Annotated in this window: 14 protein-coding genes; 7 read left to right on the top strand and 7 right to left on the bottom strand. The window is 70.5% G+C overall.

Features of this window, described 5'->3' with window-relative positions:
• Window position 1 precedes the first annotated feature (1 nt).
• On the bottom strand, window positions 2-523 hold the full coding sequence (locus FY251_RS16885; RefSeq protein ID WP_148416230.1) for a hypothetical protein: 522 nt from the start codon (window positions 521-523) through the stop codon (window positions 2-4).
• 127 nt (window positions 524-650) lie between these two features.
• Here FY251_RS16885 and FY251_RS16880 point away from each other — a divergent pair, with 127 nt between their 5' ends.
• On the top strand, window positions 651-1,103 hold the full coding sequence (locus FY251_RS16880; RefSeq protein WP_148416229.1) for a hypothetical protein: 453 nt from the start codon (window positions 651-653) through the stop codon (window positions 1,101-1,103).
• 33 nt (window positions 1,104-1,136) lie between these two features.
• On the opposite strand, the gene FY251_RS16875 is transcribed toward FY251_RS16880, so the two are convergent.
• Together FY251_RS16875 and FY251_RS16870 are read right to left on the bottom strand one after the other, a co-directional pair.
• The gene (locus FY251_RS16875) at window positions 1,137-2,426 is read right to left on the bottom strand and encodes a dihydroorotase (RefSeq protein ID WP_148416228.1); all 1,290 of its coding nucleotides are present in this window, start codon (window positions 2,424-2,426) and stop codon (window positions 1,137-1,139) included.
• A 120-nt stretch (window positions 2,427-2,546) separates the two neighbouring features.
• Window positions 2,547-3,233, bottom strand: a complete 687-nt coding sequence (locus FY251_RS16870) for a lipoate--protein ligase family protein (RefSeq protein WP_148416227.1) — start codon at window positions 3,231-3,233, stop codon at window positions 2,547-2,549.
• A gap of 54 nt (window positions 3,234-3,287) precedes the next feature.
• Here FY251_RS16870 and FY251_RS16865 point away from each other — a divergent pair, with 54 nt between their 5' ends.
• Both FY251_RS16865 and FY251_RS16860 read left to right on the top strand, forming a co-directional pair.
• Entirely contained in the window at window positions 3,288-4,199 is a 912-nt protein-coding gene (locus FY251_RS16865) for a hypothetical protein (protein ID WP_148416226.1), read from the top strand.
• Window positions 4,200-4,420: 221 nt separating this feature from the next.
• Window positions 4,421-5,104, top strand: a complete 684-nt coding sequence (locus FY251_RS16860; RefSeq protein ID WP_148416225.1) for a helix-turn-helix domain-containing protein — start codon at window positions 4,421-4,423, stop codon at window positions 5,102-5,104.
• A gap of 199 nt (window positions 5,105-5,303) precedes the next feature.
• Here FY251_RS16860 and FY251_RS16855 read toward each other — a convergent pair whose 3' ends face one another.
• Window positions 5,304-6,431 (bottom strand): hypothetical protein, encoded by a 1,128-nt coding sequence (locus FY251_RS16855; protein ID WP_148416224.1) that lies wholly within the window; start codon window positions 6,429-6,431, stop codon window positions 5,304-5,306.
• 58 nt (window positions 6,432-6,489) lie between these two features.
• Entirely contained in the window at window positions 6,490-9,081 is a 2,592-nt protein-coding gene (locus FY251_RS16850; protein ID WP_148416223.1) for a PAS domain S-box protein, read from the bottom strand.
• A 203-nt stretch (window positions 9,082-9,284) separates the two neighbouring features.
• Here FY251_RS16850 and FY251_RS16845 point away from each other — a divergent pair, with 203 nt between their 5' ends.
• Window positions 9,285-9,770, top strand: coding sequence for a PaaI family thioesterase (locus FY251_RS16845; RefSeq protein WP_148416222.1), 486 nt, complete (start codon window positions 9,285-9,287; stop codon window positions 9,768-9,770).
• Between the two features lie 66 nt (window positions 9,771-9,836).
• Here FY251_RS16845 and FY251_RS16840 read toward each other — a convergent pair whose 3' ends face one another.
• Window positions 9,837-10,409: a cysteine hydrolase family protein gene (locus FY251_RS16840; protein ID WP_148416221.1), complete on the bottom strand. Its 573-nt coding sequence runs from the start codon at window positions 10,407-10,409 to the stop codon at window positions 9,837-9,839.
• A gap of 145 nt (window positions 10,410-10,554) precedes the next feature.
• Here FY251_RS16840 and FY251_RS16835 point away from each other — a divergent pair, with 145 nt between their 5' ends.
• Complete coding sequence (locus tag FY251_RS16835) at window positions 10,555-11,988, top strand: Hvo_1808 family surface protein (RefSeq protein WP_148416220.1); 1,434 nt, start codon at window positions 10,555-10,557, stop codon at window positions 11,986-11,988.
• 32 nt (window positions 11,989-12,020) lie between these two features.
• On the opposite strand, the gene FY251_RS23155 is transcribed toward FY251_RS16835, so the two are convergent.
• Entirely contained in the window at window positions 12,021-12,290 is a 270-nt protein-coding gene (locus tag FY251_RS23155; protein ID WP_255516729.1) for a hypothetical protein, read from the bottom strand.
• Here FY251_RS23155 and FY251_RS23150 point away from each other — a divergent pair.
• Window positions 12,289-12,561, top strand: a complete 273-nt coding sequence (locus FY251_RS23150; protein ID WP_255516728.1) for a hypothetical protein — start codon at window positions 12,289-12,291, stop codon at window positions 12,559-12,561. The genes FY251_RS23155 and FY251_RS23150 overlap by 2 nt on opposite strands.
• A 45-nt stretch (window positions 12,562-12,606) precedes the next feature.
• A complete protein-coding gene (locus FY251_RS16825) occupies window positions 12,607-14,034 on the top strand; it encodes an Hvo_1808 family surface protein (RefSeq protein WP_148416218.1) in 1,428 nt (475 codons plus the stop codon).
• Window positions 14,035-14,059 lie beyond the last annotated feature (25 nt).

The raw sequence follows: 14,059 nt of genomic DNA, 5'->3' as shown, positions 1-14,059 counted from the left end.
GTCAGGGGAAAAGCGGCTCCGGGTCCGACTGGACCAACTCGACCCGTCGGTCGGCCTCGACCGGCCGGACGTAGAGGCGGAGTTCGCCCCGTTCTCGCGCTTTCGTCTCCATCGCGTCCACCTCGTCGAGCCCGTAGTACAGCGGGACGACGACGGCCTTCGACGCCGCGGCGTCCTGGACGACCGAGACGGCGAACACGGTGTCGTCCTCGCGGGCGCGGTAGACGTCGTAGCGGTCGAACGCGGCCGACTCGACCCACGACGACAGCGCGTCGAACTCGCTGCCGGGAACGAGCACGTCGAAGCCGACGCGCTCCGTCGCGTCGGGCAGGTTCGCCGGCGGCAGCACCGTCACGTCGCCGGGGTGGAGCACGAGCGTCTCCCAGCCCTCGTCTTCGTACTCGGCCGCGGTCGCCTCGGCGTCCTCCACGACCGTCTCCCAGAACGACAGCAGTCCCGTGAGTGCGTGCGGTTCGTCCGCGTTCGGGCCGCGGCCTCGCGGCGGCGTCTGCTCGTCGGTCATGCGTGTCACTCCTTCGGGGTGTCGGACGGGAAAAGGATTCGCTTGCATCGGATACGCCCGCCCCGCAGCCGACGCTCGGGGGGCGATTGCGGTACAGCTATCTGTCCACCGGCCGACAGTCGACCCGATGCGATGGTCGCTCCGCGCGGTCCTCGGTTCGCTCCAACTCCCCGTCGCCGGGGCCGGGGTCGCCCTCCTCGCGGTCGTCTGGCGGACCGCCGTCACGATGCCCCCGCCGCCGCCCGGCAGCGACGGCTTCGCCCACGGGCTCACGGGTTTTTTCCTCCTCGTCTTCGGGGTCGCCGGCTTCGTCCTCTTCGCGGGCGGCCTGCTCATCCCGCCCGGGCCGGGCTACGGCGTCCACTTCACTCGCAGGCAGCGCTGGCTGTTCGCCTACGCGCTGGTCGCGCCGGCGCTCGCCGTAGGCGGCTTCCTCGGGAGCGTCGTCCTGTCGTCCGCGCTCGACGGCCTCGGCGGCCTCGCCGGGTCGGCCGTCTCGCTCGTCGTCCCGACCGCGCCGCTCGCGGTGCTCGTCGGCGTCGGCTGGAAGGGCGCGCAGGTCGCGGCCGCGCGGTTCTGAGCGGGCGGGCTCCCGGTCGGTTCCCGCCTCCGGTCAGTCGCGGACGTTCTCGCCGGCGACTTCGCCGAAGCCCTCGCCGTCCCAGACGAACTCGCCGCGGAGCATCGTCCACTCGGGGAAGACGCCGGTGTGGCCCTCGAACGGGGTCCAGTCACAGTTCGAGTGGAGGTCAGCGCCGCGAATCTCGCGGGCGGCGTCGAGGTCGTAGAGCGCGAGGTCGGCGTCGGCACCCGCCTCGATTCGGCCCTTGCGCGGCAGGTCGAACACCTCGGCGGGGTTCGCGGCGACCACGTCGCGGACGCGCTCGGCGGTGAGGTCGCCTTCGACGACCGCGCCGAGAAGCAGGGGCACCATCGTCTCGACGCCGGGGACGCCGCTCGGGGCGTCGAGAAGCGACTGTTCTTTCTCCTCGCGGGTGTGCGGCGCGTGGTCCGTGGCGACCACGTCGATGCGGCCGTCGGCGAGGCGATCGAACATGGACTCGCGGCGCGCCTCGGAGCGCAGCGGCGGGTTCATCCGGCCGTAGGTGCCCAGTTCGGCGAGGTCGTCGCGGGACAGAAACAGGTGGTGCGGCGTCGCCTCGCAGGTCGCGCCGCCGTCGCGGGCGGCGTCGACGCCCTCGGGGGTGCTCGTGTGGGCGATGTGAATCTGCGCGCCGGTCTCGCCGCCGACGCGGACGGCGCGCTCGACGGCGACCGCCTCGGCCTCGGCGGTCCGGTAGGCGCTCCACGCGTCGGCGTCGGCGTCGCGGCCGACCCCGCCGAGGTCGCCCTCGATTGCGGACTCGTCGAACAGGTCGGCGTCCTCGGCGTGGACCGTGACGGGAACGCCCGCCTCGCCGGCGCGCTCCGCGGCCTCGGCAAACAGGTCGGCCTCGATGCCCATGTCGCCGGTCGAGTCGGCGAGGAACACCTCGCCGAGGGCGAAAAGCGGCCGGTCGAACAGGCTGTCGGGGTCCCAGTCGGCGGTGACGCCGCCGTTGATGCCGTAGTCGATACAGGCGTTCGCGGCGCGTGCGGCCTTCGCGTCGAAGCCCGCGCCGTCGGTCGTCGTCGGGTCGGTGTTCGGCTGGTCGGCGACGGTCGTCACGCCGCCGGCGGCGGCGCTCCGCGCGCCCGTCTCCCACGTCTCTTTGTGCTCGAATCCGGGTTCGCGGAAGTGGACGTGCACGTCGATAGCGCCCGGCAGAAGCAGGTTCCCTTCGGCGTCGACGGTCTCCTCGTCGGCGACGGGGTCGAGGTCGCCGACCGCCTCGACGGTCCCGTCCCCGACGCGGACGTCGACGGCGCGGCCGTCGGCCAGCGTCGCGTTCTCGATTCGCATACGAGGGGGTGCGACGCGCCGGGTGCTAAGTCCGGCGGTTCGGGTAGTGATGGCTCCGGTGGTTCGCGGAGCGGTCGCGGCCGGTTTCGTCGCCCCGCCGTCGGCCGCGTCCCGAGTCGCTCACGCGAGGTTCGCCGCGTCCTCGACTCGCGTCTCCGCGTCCCCGACGAAGACGGCTTCGAGGGCGTCGCAGACCGCGTCCGAACTCGCCGGACCGCCGGCGTCGGCGACGCTGCCGACCGAGTTCGGGTCGAAGGGAACGTCGATGGCCTCGTAGACGGGCGCGAGCACGTCGGCTATCTCGTCGCGGTCGGCGACGACGACCACGCCGGAGACGAGCGCACTCTCCTTTCGGACCCGCTGGGCGAGGCCGCAGAGCTTCCCGCCCGCTTGGACCGAGTGGTCGCCGGGGCAGTACGACTGCGAGGGCTCGCCCCGCCGCGCGGGGACGCCGAGGCTCCGCAGGGCGCGGACGACGGCGGTCGTTCCGGCCTCGTACCGCGCGTCGAGACCGCTCCGGGCGTCGTCGAGCGGAAGCGCGTGGGCGAACGCGACGGTGGTTCCCGTGTAGGCGACGGCCTGGCCGCCGACGGAGCGCTCGACGGCGGGGAAGCCGCGTTCCTCGGCGGCGGCGACGGCCTCGCCGTATCTGGGGGCGCGGGTGTCGCGCCTGCCGAACGCGAGCTGTCGGTGCGGCGTCCACGCGCGGAACGCCGGTTCGTCGGTTTCGCCCGCCTCGCGGAGCATGGCCGCGGTGACCGCCCGGTCGGCCTCCCGGTCGGGCCCGCGGCCGCGGATGACGCGCATACCCGAGAGGAACACCCCGACGTACCTAAGCGCACCCGTCACGTCCCGACGACCATGCTGCGACTGCCGCGGTCGACGCTCTCGCGCTTCGAGCGCTTCTCGCTCTACAACTCGCCGTACCCCGCCCACGACGACGGCTGTGCAATCGACCTCTACGTCGCCGACGACGACCCGGTGGCCCGCTCGCCCGTCGGGGGCGTCGTCCGCGAGACGCGCACCGTCCGCGCGCCCGACAAGCCCTACGCCCACGACGACGAGTACCTCGTGCTCGTGGACGTGGACGCCGAGGCGTCCGGGCTGGACTGGCTCGGCGACCCCGACGACGACCCCCGCGACGGACTGGTCGCGCGAATCCTCCACGTCGACCCCGGCGTCGACGCGGGCGACGAGGTCGACGTCGGCGACTCGCTGGGACGGCTCGTCCGCTCCGGGTTCTTCGCGCCGTGGGTCGCAAACCACGTCCACCTCGGCTTCCGGGCCGCTGACGCGAACCACCACCGCGCCCGCGGGTCGCTCCCGGTCTCGCCCGACGTGACCGTCTCGCCGCTCGACTGGGACGGGACGGGAACCGTCGTCGAGACAGCCGAGACGTTCGTCGTCCTCGACGCCCCGACCCGCGCCGACGCGGGGGTCGGACCCGACGAGTTCGTCGGTCTCGCCAGCGACGAGGGCGTCGTCCTCGACGGCGGCCTCGCTCACTACGGGTTCGGGGGCACGCTCTCGCCCGTCGAAAGCGGGCAGTCGCTGTCGCTCCTCGGCGAGCGGGTCGGCCGGACCGCCGGCCGCGACGTTCCGTGGGCCGACTTCGACGTACTCGTCGACGACGTTCGAGTCACCGGATTGTCACTATTCGCATCTCGCGTCGGCTTCGGGACCAAAGTCGTCTGCCCCGGTCACGAGTTCGCCGTCGGCGACGAGGTGTCGGTCGCGATCCGCCCCAGCGCCGACCCGATTCGACTCGACTGATGCGGAAGAAACAATTTTTGGCTGACACGAGAGCGCCCGCCGCGGGCGACCGCATAACCCCTCCATTTTGAGGGTTCGTTTTAAATGCCTTTACTATGAAAGGGTCCGACGCCGCAAAAAATATCCTTCGCTCGCCCGTAATTTTCTCCGTTTGTGAGACTCGACATACGAGCGCGCGCCGTCGGTTGGGGTTTCGACGCAGCCGTCGGCTTCCCGCCGCGATGACCGACGACCACGCAAGCGGGTACGAGGTCGAACTCGGACACCCGCTGGCCGGGCCGTCCTCCGACGTGGCGCTCGACGACCCCGAGTTCGAACTCACGCTCGTCGGCGGTATCCCGGTGACGGGCGAGCCGGTCCCGTACTTCGTCGCCCGCGGGAGCGACCGCGAGGCGCTCGACGGCCTGCTCGACGACCACGCGAGCATCGACCGCTTCGAACCGATTTCCGACGGCCCCGAGGGTCGGCTCTACCGCTGCGAGTGGGCGACCCGCGACGGCGACATCATCTCGGCGATTCGCGAGTGCGACGGCATCGTCCGGCGGATGGTCGGCACGAGCCACGGCTGGTCGCTTTCGGTGTACTTCCCGTCGAACGAGCTGACCACCCGGTTCCACGACGCCTGTCTCTCCCGCGACATCGACATCGACGTTCGCCGCGTCGAACCGGCCCGCCTCGACGAGCGCCACCCGCCGGACATCGCCCTCTCGGAGAAGCAACTGACCGCGCTTCGACTCGCCTTCGAACGGGGCTACTTCGAGACGCCGAAAGAGACGGCCCTCGACGACATCGCGAGCCAGTTGGGCATCACCGAGCAGGCGCTCTCACAGCGGCTTCGCAGGGCGCTCCGACATCTCGTCGGGTCGGCGATAGACGACCTCGAACGCGACCCGCGGTCCGAGTGAAGAGCCGACGGCGCGCCAGAACGGGACCGTGGTGGGGAGGTGGCACCCGGGCGCTGGATGCCACGGTGGGGTCGGTACCGCGCCCGGACGGAGGCGACACGCGGACCCTCCGGCGGTGCGCCCGTGTGGGGGTGCTACCGACACATATCGGTACGCCGATTCTAGTAATATATCTGACCCTTGTGTGGACAATCGGTATTTAATCCGAGTCGAAGTAATCGAGATACGCCGAGGCGAACGCCCGGAGTTCGTCGTACGTCGGCGGCGACCCGTTTCTGACGAAGTGGCCCGCGACGGCGTTGGCGACGACGAGCGACTCGGCGCGCCCGAGGTCGAGGACGTGTGCGAGCGCGAGTCCCGCGTTGAAATGGTCGCCCGAACTCGTCGTCAACACCGGATCGTCAGTCCGGGGGACGCCGACGGTCGCGGTCCCCCCGTCGTCGACGAGGTGCGCCGCGTCGACGCCGTGGCCCGCGAACCGGCTGATGCCGAGGTGGTCGAACGCCGCCCGCGACTCGCGGCCGAAGTCGTCGCTCTCGACGCCCGCCAGCCGCGCGAGGTAGCGTGTCTCGTAGCGGTTCGCCGAGACGACGACGTCCACCGCGTCGTCCAGCGCCGACACCTGCTCGACGCCCGCGGCGACCACGGCCGGCTCCCGCTTTCTGAGGTCGCCGGGGTCCAAAAGCAGCGTCTCCGGCGGGTCCGAGAGCGTCGGCCACAGCTCCTCGCGGAGGCCGCGGGCCACGTCCGGTAGCTCGGGCATCTCCGACCAGTAGCCCATCCCGACGAGTTCGGTCCCGTCGACCAACTCGCCCAGTCGGTCGAGGCCGACCCGCGACTCGATGCCGGCCCAGTCGAGCGTCATCAGCGCGCCGATTTCGGTGAGCATCAGCTTCCCGTCGCCGAACTCGACGGCGTCGGTGTAGCCCGGCGACCCGAGCGTTTCGAGCGGGAGGTGGCCGAACTCCTCGGCGAACGGCTCTTCGACCGGGTCGCCGAGGCAGCCGACGACCGCGGGGTCGAACCCCAGTCGGTCGAAGGCGCGCGCGAGGTGGCTCACGTGGCCGCCGGTGCGGACGCCGGCCTGAATCCACTCGAAGCTGAGCGAGCTCTCGGCGTCGACCGAGTCGTTCACGCGGTCGGCGAACGCTTCGAGGGTCGGCACCCGCTCGTAGGCGTCGGCCGACTGCCGCTCGGAGACGAACTCCCGAACGCGGTCGACGTAGCCGTCGAATCCGAACAGCACCCGCCCGCCGTCGACGGTCCCGGGAAGCGACACCCGGCACGACTCGACCGCGCGGACCGTCGTCTCGTCTGGCGTCTCCATGCCGCTCGGTTCGGCCGACCGGCAGTTAGTGTTGCCGCCGGTGGCACGCTCCGACCCGTCAGCAGTCGCTCTCCGTCGTGATTTCGAACCGCGCGCCGCCGTCATCGCTCTCGACGAACCAGACGCTCCAGCCGTGGGCGTTCACGACGCTCATGACGACGCTGAGGCCGAACCCCGTCCCCTCGGAGCTCGTGGTGTAGCCCGCCTCGAAGATGCGGGGCCGCTCGTCCGGCGGAATCCCCGGACCGTCGTCCGCGACGTAGAAGCCGTCGCGGTCGCCGAGGGGGCCGACGCGGACGGTCACGTCGTCGCCGCCGTGGCGGACCGCGTTCGAAAAGAGGTTTTCGAGGAGCTGTCTGAGCCGCCCGCGGTGGGCGTCGACCGCGACGTCGCCGTCGACAGCGAGGGTCGCCTCCGGCGCGCCGCCCGCGGCGGTCGTCCACGCCGCCTCGGCGACGGGACGCAGCGACAGCCGCTCTGCCGCCTCGACCATCTGGCCGTTCCGCGCGAGCGCCAGCACGTCCTCGACGATAGCGGCCATCCGCTCGTGGGCGTCGGCGACGCGGTCCAACTCGTCGCCGTCGTACCGCTCGCGGGCGAGTTCGAGATAGCCCATCGCCGCGTTGAGCGGGTTCTTGAGGTCGTGGGAGACGACCGACGCGAACGATTCGAGCTGTTCGTTCTGGCTGGCGAGTTCGCGCTCGCGCTTCCGCAGGAGCCGCTCGCGTTCGACCCGGTCCAAGACGGCACGGGTGTTCGCGGCCAGCACCTTCGCCAGCGCGATGCGCTGGTCGGCCAGCTCACCCTCGTCGAGCGAGGCGACGAAGAACACGCCGTGGTCGGGAATCGGGACGATGAGCTCCTCTCTGACCCCGGCGTCGCGGACGGCCCGCCGGGGGTTCGAGTCCACGTCCCGGTAGAGGTTGTGCTCGCCGCGCTCGAACACCTCCCACGTCAGGCCGGTCCCCCGCGGAATCGGCGGCACGTCGCCGAACACCGCCCACGCCTCGTCGGTGAACGCCGCCGGGACGAGCGCGTCCAGCGACTCGTCGTACAGGAGGACGCCGCTGATCGCGTAGTCGAGGATTTCGGTGGCGGCCTCGCGGACGATGTCGGCGACCTCCTCGCGGCTCGTCGCCCCCGTCAGCCGTCGGGTCGACGCGTGGAGCGCGTTGAGCCGCTGTTCGTACCGCTTTCGCTCCGTGACGTCCGTCGAGATGCCGACCGCGCCCACGACCCCGCCGTCGTCGCCGACGATGGGCGAGACGGTGAACTCGACCACGTACTCCGCTTCCGGGAGCGACAGCTCGATTTCGAACCGCTCGCGCTCGCTCTCGCCGCCGAGGACGGCGTCGAGGGCGGCCTCGGCGCGCTCGTACTGGTCGGCGGCGAGATAGCCGGCGTCGCGCAGCGCGGAGACGTGCCGGCCGACGAACGCCGACATGGGGATGTTCGTCCGCGACAGCGCGGCCTCGTTGATGAACTGGACGACACCCGCCTCGTCGACCACGTACGCGCCCTGTCCGATGCTCTCGACGATGGTCTCGTAGCGCTTGAGCCGCTGTTCGTAGCTCCGCTGTTCGGTCACGTTCCGCGAGGTGACGACGAACCCGTCGACCGAGGTACCCGTCTGGTTGCTCCCCACGGATTCGAGCCACGTCCACGACCCCTCGGCGTTCCGGTGGCGGTAGCGGACGGGGTCGGTCCCGTCGGCTCCGGTCTGGAGCGCGCGCTCGAAAACCTCCTCGACGTCCTCCCAGTCGTCGGGGTGAATCAGGTCGGAGACGGACCTCCCGACCAGTTCGCCGGGCTCGAACCCGAGCACCTCGGTGACCGAGGGGCTCTGGTACCTGATTCGCCCGTCGGTCCCGACGAGGGTCACGAGGTCCCGAGCCAGCTCCACGAGGCCGCGGAACCGCGCCTCCGTGGCGCGCTGTTCGGTCACGTCGCGCACCGAGACGAGCACGCCGTACGAGCCGTGATACTCGATTTCCTTGACGTTCGCCGAACACTCGCGGATGTCGCCGTCGGCGTCGACGATGCGTATCTCGTAGCTCGCGGGGGCGTCGCCGCCCCGCCGCCGCGTCGCGGCGATGTCGGCGGCCCGCTCGCGGTCGTCGGAGTGGACGACGCTCAACACCGGCGTCTCGGCGAGTTCACCGTCGCTCAGGCCGGTGAGTTCGGTCAGCCGGCGGTTCCAAAAGCGGAACTCGCCGCCCTGCGTGACGAAGATGGCGTCGTGGCTCTGTTCGACGACGGTCCGATACAGCGACTCCGAGTTCCGGTCGTTCGACGCCCACCGTGAGAACTCGATGACTCGTTCGACTCGCGCGGCGACCGAGTCGGCCGCCGCCGGCACCTCCGGTTCGTCGAGGGCGATGGCACCGCCGCAGTGGGCCGATTCACCGGCGCTCGCGGTCCCGTCGCCGACGAGGAAAAACACCGGGACCACGCCGACCCGGCCGCGGACGCGGGAGACGAACCCGGTGTCGACGTCGCCGCAGAGGACGACGCCGCCGACGCCGCCGTCAAGGACGTCGAACACCGCGTCCGGTCCCGCGCACGACTCTGTTGTGAACCCGCGTCGCTCGACGGCCTCGACGAGGTCGTCGGGGCACTCGTCGACGAGAACGACGCGGGAATCGCTCATACCCGTACCAGTCCGGGAACGTGTATATACTTCACGCGGTTCCGGTTTGACGACTTCCCGCTCGCTTCGCCCGTGAGAATTCCGTCGGGTCCGCTCGGCTCGGCCTCACTCCCCCGACGACTTCCCGCTCGCTTCGCTCGCGGGAATCCCGTCGGGGGTCACCGACCGTCGGTTACATACTATCTGACATACTCGTTCGTGATATGACCGACGACTTTCCCGCCGAGGCCGCGGCCATCGTCCAGCGACACATCGAGGACGAACACGGCTACCTGTCGTGGCTCGACACCAGCGTCGACGCCATCGAGCGCGGCCGCATCGTGATGTCGATTCCGTACGACGAGAAGCTCACCAACACCGTGTCGCCGCCCACCATCCACGGCGGCATCGCGGCGACGCTCATCGACACCGCGGGCGGCATCGCCCTCCGGACGATGCTCGACGACCCGGTCGCCGGCGGCGTCGCCACCATCAACCTCAACGTGAACTACCTGCGACGGGCGTCGGGCGACCTGACGGCGGTCGCGGAGGTGGTCCGCGCGGGCGGGTCGGTCGGCGTGAGCACCATCACCGTCGTCAGCACCGACCCCGAGGAGGACGCCGACGTGGCCGCCCGGCAGTCGCCGTCGAGCGACTGGGACGACGCCGTCGCAACCGGACAGGGCGCGTATCGGCTCTTTCGGGACTGAACCGCGGTCGGGTCCGGGACCGAGACGCGAGCCGAGATTCCGGTCGCGCTCGGCGGGACCGCCCGCCTACTCGAACGCCACGTCCGCGAGCGTCGTCGTCTCGCCGAACAGCCAGTCGGCGTGGTCGACGGCGTACTCCTTGTGTCCTTCCTCGATGTAGCCGAGCGCGTCGGTGACGAGAATCGGTCGGTAGTCGCGCAGCCCGGCGCTCCCGGCGGTGTGGAGGACGCAGACGTTCGCCAGCGTGCCGCAGATGAGTAGGTCGTCCACGCCGTGGCTGTCGAGCCAGCCCTCCAACTGCGTTTGGTGGAACGCGTCGTAGGTGTGCTTCTCGACGACGAGGTCCTCGTCGCGCACGTCGAGGTCGGCGTGGAGGTCGGCGTCCCACGTCCCCTCGACGACGTGTTCCCCCCAGCGCTCGAACTCGTCGTAGTAGTGGTTGCCGTCGAACTGCTCCGGCGGGTGGACGTCGCGGGTGTAGACGACGCGCGCGCCGGCGTCGCGGGCGGCGGCGACGAGCTCCGTGACGGGGCCGACCGCGGATTCGCTCCCCGGCGCGAACAGGCTCCCGTCGGGGTGACAAAAGCCGTTCTGCATATCGACGACGACCACCGCGGTTCGCTTCGGGTCGAGTGCCATGCGCGTGGGTTGCGCCGGGACGACCAAAACAGTACGCCGGTCAGATTCGACCCGCCCGACGCGACCGGCCCGAACCGCATCGCGGTCCGCCGGTTCGACGCCCGAACCCGACAAGGTACTTCACTCCGGAGTCTAAGGGTACGATATGCGAACCACCGGTCTCCGCGCCGTTTTCGCCGCCGTACTCTTGGTTCTCGCCGGCTGTGCCGCCCCCACGGCCGCGCCCGGCGGCGACGCGTCGCCCGCGACCCCCGACCCGGACAGAGACGGCTTCGACGACCCCGACCAGGACGTGCTCGGCTGGGAGAACGGCTACTGGTACGACGAGCCCATCGCGGTCGACCAGTCCGACGGCCTGAACGACTCCGAGATGGAAGCGTACGTCGCCCGCGGGATGGCCCGCGTCGAGCACATCCGACAGCTGGAGTTCGACGAGCGCGTCCCCGTCAGCGTCATCTCCCGCGACGAATACCGGAGCGCCAACGCCGGCGGTTCCGGCTCGCCCGACTCCGAGTTCAACCGCTGGAACGACCAAGTGTGGGAGGCGCTTTTCATCGCCGGTGAGTCGACCACGAGCGCGAACGCCATCTCGGCGACGACCGGGAGTTCGGTCCTCGGCTTCTACTCGCCGTCCGACGGCGAAATCAAGGTCGTCACCGACTCACCGGGCGAGCCGACCATCGACAACGCCACGCTCGTCCACGAACTGGTCCACGCCGTACAGGACCAGCGGTTCGACCTGACCGACGCCCGCTTCCGCAGCGAGACGCAGGACGGCGACCTCGCCACCGACGGCATCATCGAGGGCGACGCCAGCTACGTCGAACGACAGTACAGCGAGCGGTGCGCGGCCGGGACGTGGGACTGCGTCGTCACGCCCGACGCCGAAAACAGCGGCGGCGGCAGCCCGAACCTCGGCGTCCTCATCACCATCTACCAGCCGTACTCCGACGGCCCGGTGTACGTCCACGACCTCTACGAGCGGGGCGGCTGGGCGGCCGTCAACGACGCCCTGCGCGACCCGCCGGCGTCCACCGAACAGACCATCCACGTGACCGACGAGTCGCCGCGTCCCGTCTCCTTCGCCGACGAGGGGACGAACGGCTGGACCACCTTCCCCGACCAGGGCGTCGAGGGTTCCGACACGGTCGGTGAGGCGTCGATGTTCGCGATGTTCTGGTATCAGGCCCGCACGTCCGGCGCGGAGACCGTCCGCGTCCAGTCCATCCTCGACACGGACTCGCGGTACGACACGTACAACTACGACGCCGCGCCGTCGAACGGCTGGGCGAACGACCGCCTGTTCCCCTACCGTAACGCGGCCGGCGCGGACACCGAGTACGGCTACGTCTGGGTGACCGAGTGGGACACCGACGGCGACGCGCGGGAGTTCCGCGACGCCTACCTGAACATCCTCAGCGCCCACGACGCCGCCCGGCGGGACGACGGCGTCTACGTCATCGAGGACGGCTCGTTCAACGACGCCTTCCGGGTCGTCCGCACGGGCGACCGCGTCGTCGTCGTCAACGGGCCGACGCCCGCCGACGTGGACGAGATTCGGCCGGGGCTCGCCGGCTGAGTCGGCTCCGCGTCTCACTCGGATTTTCCGTCTCATTTCGCTCTCCCGGTGACAAAACACTTGCCGCGGGGCGACGCCGACCGTGATATGGCCCGCTTTCGAGCCCTCCCGCTGGCGGCGCTCGCCGCGCTTATCGTTCTCTCCGGCTGTGTCGGTGTCCCGACTATCGACACGTCGGGTGAGTCGCCGTCGGCGACGACGAAGCCGGCGACTGCGACGACGAAGCCGGCGACTGCGACGACGAAGCCGGCGACTGCGACGACGACGGCGGAACCCACACCGACCGACTCGGCGACTACCATGGAAACCGACGAGTGGTACTTCGACTGCAACGCCACGCTTTCGGTCGACCCCGCGAATGAGGTTCCGAGCGACGCGACCGTCTTCGACTACGCGAACCTCTCGACAGAGCGGCGCGCGGAGTTCGACGCGGCGGTCGGCGGGTCAAACTCCGCAGAGAGCGCCGACGCCGCGTCGTTTTCCGAGCGGACCGACGCCTACGAGTTCTGGGTGGAGCGACCGTACGTCAGGTACGAAAACGAGACGTACACCTCCGTGGTCGCCATCTGCTGACCCTCGCGGCGAGGCGCTTTTTCCCCTCCCGCCCGTGGACTCGCTATGAACAGCCGCCTCGCCGCCGTTTTCTCCGCAGTTCTGCTCGTCGTCGCCGGCTGTGCCGCCCCCGTCGCCGACCCGGACGCCGCGGGGGACGACTCGGACGCCGCGGTCGGGGGCGCGGACCCGGCCGCCGACTGGTCGTGGCCCGACGACCCGCCGACCGACCGACTGGGCTGGGAGAACGGCTACTGGTACAACGAGTCCATCGCGGTCGACCAGTCCGACGGACTGAACGACTCCGAGATGGAGGCGTTCGTCGCCCGCACGATGGCCCGCGTCGAGGTCGTCCGCGAACTGGAGTTCGAGGAGTCCGTGCCGGTCGAGGTCGTCTCGCGCGCCGAGTACCGAAACGAGTCCGACGAGTCGACCGACCCGGTCCACGGCGACTGGAACGACCAGGTGTGGGAGGCGCTGTTGCTGGTCGGCGAGGACCGGACCATCGACGAGGTGTTCGACGAGCTGTACGGCGGCGTGGTGCTCGGCTACTACTCCCCCGCCGAGGACCGCATCGTCGTCGTGAGCGACGACGCCCAACCGACCATCGACCGGCAGACGCTCGCCCACGAGCTGGTCCACGCCGCACAGGACCAGCAGTTCGGTCTGGGCGGCTCCCCGTCGACGCAGGACGCCCAACTCGCCCACAGCGGGCTGGTCGAAGGCGACGCCCGCTACGTCGACCGCCTGTACGAGGCCCGCTGTGCGGACGACTGGGACTGCGTTTCCCGCCCGTCGAGCAGCGGGTCGGGCGGCGGGGCGGTCGACTATCCGGTCTTCCTCGTCATCTACACGCCCTACAGCGAGGGGCCGACGTTCGTCTCGGACCTGCGCGAGCGGGGCGGCTGGGCGGCCGTCGACGACGCCTACGCCGACCGCCCCGCCTCGACCGAGCAGGTGCTCCACCCGAACCGATACCCCGACGAGCGCCCGGTCGAGGTGACGGTCGAAGACCGCTCGTCGGCCGCGTGGACGCGCTACGACACCGACCCCGTCGCCGACGCGGTCGGCGAGGCGTCCGTCTTCGCGACGTTCTGGAAGCACCGCGCCGTCGACCGGGCGAGCCTCCGACAGGACCCCGGCGCGTACTCGCCGTACAACTACACCGCCGACCCCTCCGAGGGCTGGGTCGGCGACGCGGTGGTCCCCTACCGCCCGGCGTCGGACGAGACCTCCGAGGCGAACCCCCACGAGCGCGGCTACGTCTGGCGGACGGTCTGGGACACCGAGACGGACGCCGAGCAGTTCGAGCGGGCGTACGTGAACGACACGCTCCGACTTAGCCTCAACGCGTCCGACGCGGGCGAGAACACCTACCGCGTGGACGACGGCCCCTTCGCCGACGCCTATCGGGTGACGCGGGAGGGGGACACCGTCACCGTCGTCAACGCGCCGACGGTGGAACAGTTGGACGAGGTTCACCAGCGAAGCTAGGGGAAAGTACTTGTAAATCGACTGA

It is taken from the genome of Haloferax sp. KTX1 (assembly GCF_902410085.1).
In the GTDB taxonomy this organism is placed as follows: domain Archaea; phylum Halobacteriota; class Halobacteria; order Halobacteriales; family Haloferacaceae; genus Haloferax; species Haloferax massiliensis.
This window is presented reverse-complemented; position numbering and strand designations above follow the sequence as displayed.

Excerpts from the sequence above, each read along its gene's own strand:
- FY251_RS16885 (WP_148416230.1), bottom strand. The coding sequence starts at position 523 with ATGACCGACGAGCAGACGCCGCCGCGAGGCCGCGGCCCGAACGCGGAC.
- FY251_RS16880 (WP_148416229.1), top strand. The coding sequence starts at position 651 with ATGCGATGGTCGCTCCGCGCGGTCCTCGGTTCGCTCCAACTCCCCGTC.
- FY251_RS16875 (WP_148416228.1), bottom strand. The coding sequence starts at position 2,426 with ATGCGAATCGAGAACGCGACGCTGGCCGACGGCCGCGCCGTCGACGTC.
- FY251_RS16870 (WP_148416227.1), bottom strand. The coding sequence starts at position 3,233 with ATGCGCGTCATCCGCGGCCGCGGGCCCGACCGGGAGGCCGACCGGGCG.
- FY251_RS16865 (WP_148416226.1), top strand. The coding sequence starts at position 3,288 with ATGCTGCGACTGCCGCGGTCGACGCTCTCGCGCTTCGAGCGCTTCTCG.
- FY251_RS16860 (WP_148416225.1), top strand. The coding sequence starts at position 4,421 with ATGACCGACGACCACGCAAGCGGGTACGAGGTCGAACTCGGACACCCG.
- FY251_RS16855 (WP_148416224.1), bottom strand. The coding sequence starts at position 6,431 with ATGGAGACGCCAGACGAGACGACGGTCCGCGCGGTCGAGTCGTGCCGG.
- FY251_RS16850 (WP_148416223.1), bottom strand. The coding sequence starts at position 9,081 with ATGAGCGATTCCCGCGTCGTTCTCGTCGACGAGTGCCCCGACGACCTC.
- FY251_RS16845 (WP_148416222.1), top strand. The coding sequence starts at position 9,285 with ATGACCGACGACTTTCCCGCCGAGGCCGCGGCCATCGTCCAGCGACAC.
- FY251_RS16840 (WP_148416221.1), bottom strand. The coding sequence starts at position 10,409 with ATGGCACTCGACCCGAAGCGAACCGCGGTGGTCGTCGTCGATATGCAG.
- FY251_RS16835 (WP_148416220.1), top strand. The coding sequence starts at position 10,555 with ATGCGAACCACCGGTCTCCGCGCCGTTTTCGCCGCCGTACTCTTGGTT.
- FY251_RS23150 (WP_255516728.1), top strand. The coding sequence starts at position 12,289 with ATGGAAACCGACGAGTGGTACTTCGACTGCAACGCCACGCTTTCGGTC.
- FY251_RS23155 (WP_255516729.1), bottom strand. The coding sequence starts at position 12,290 with ATGGTAGTCGCCGAGTCGGTCGGTGTGGGTTCCGCCGTCGTCGTCGCA.
- FY251_RS16825 (WP_148416218.1), top strand. The coding sequence starts at position 12,607 with ATGAACAGCCGCCTCGCCGCCGTTTTCTCCGCAGTTCTGCTCGTCGTC.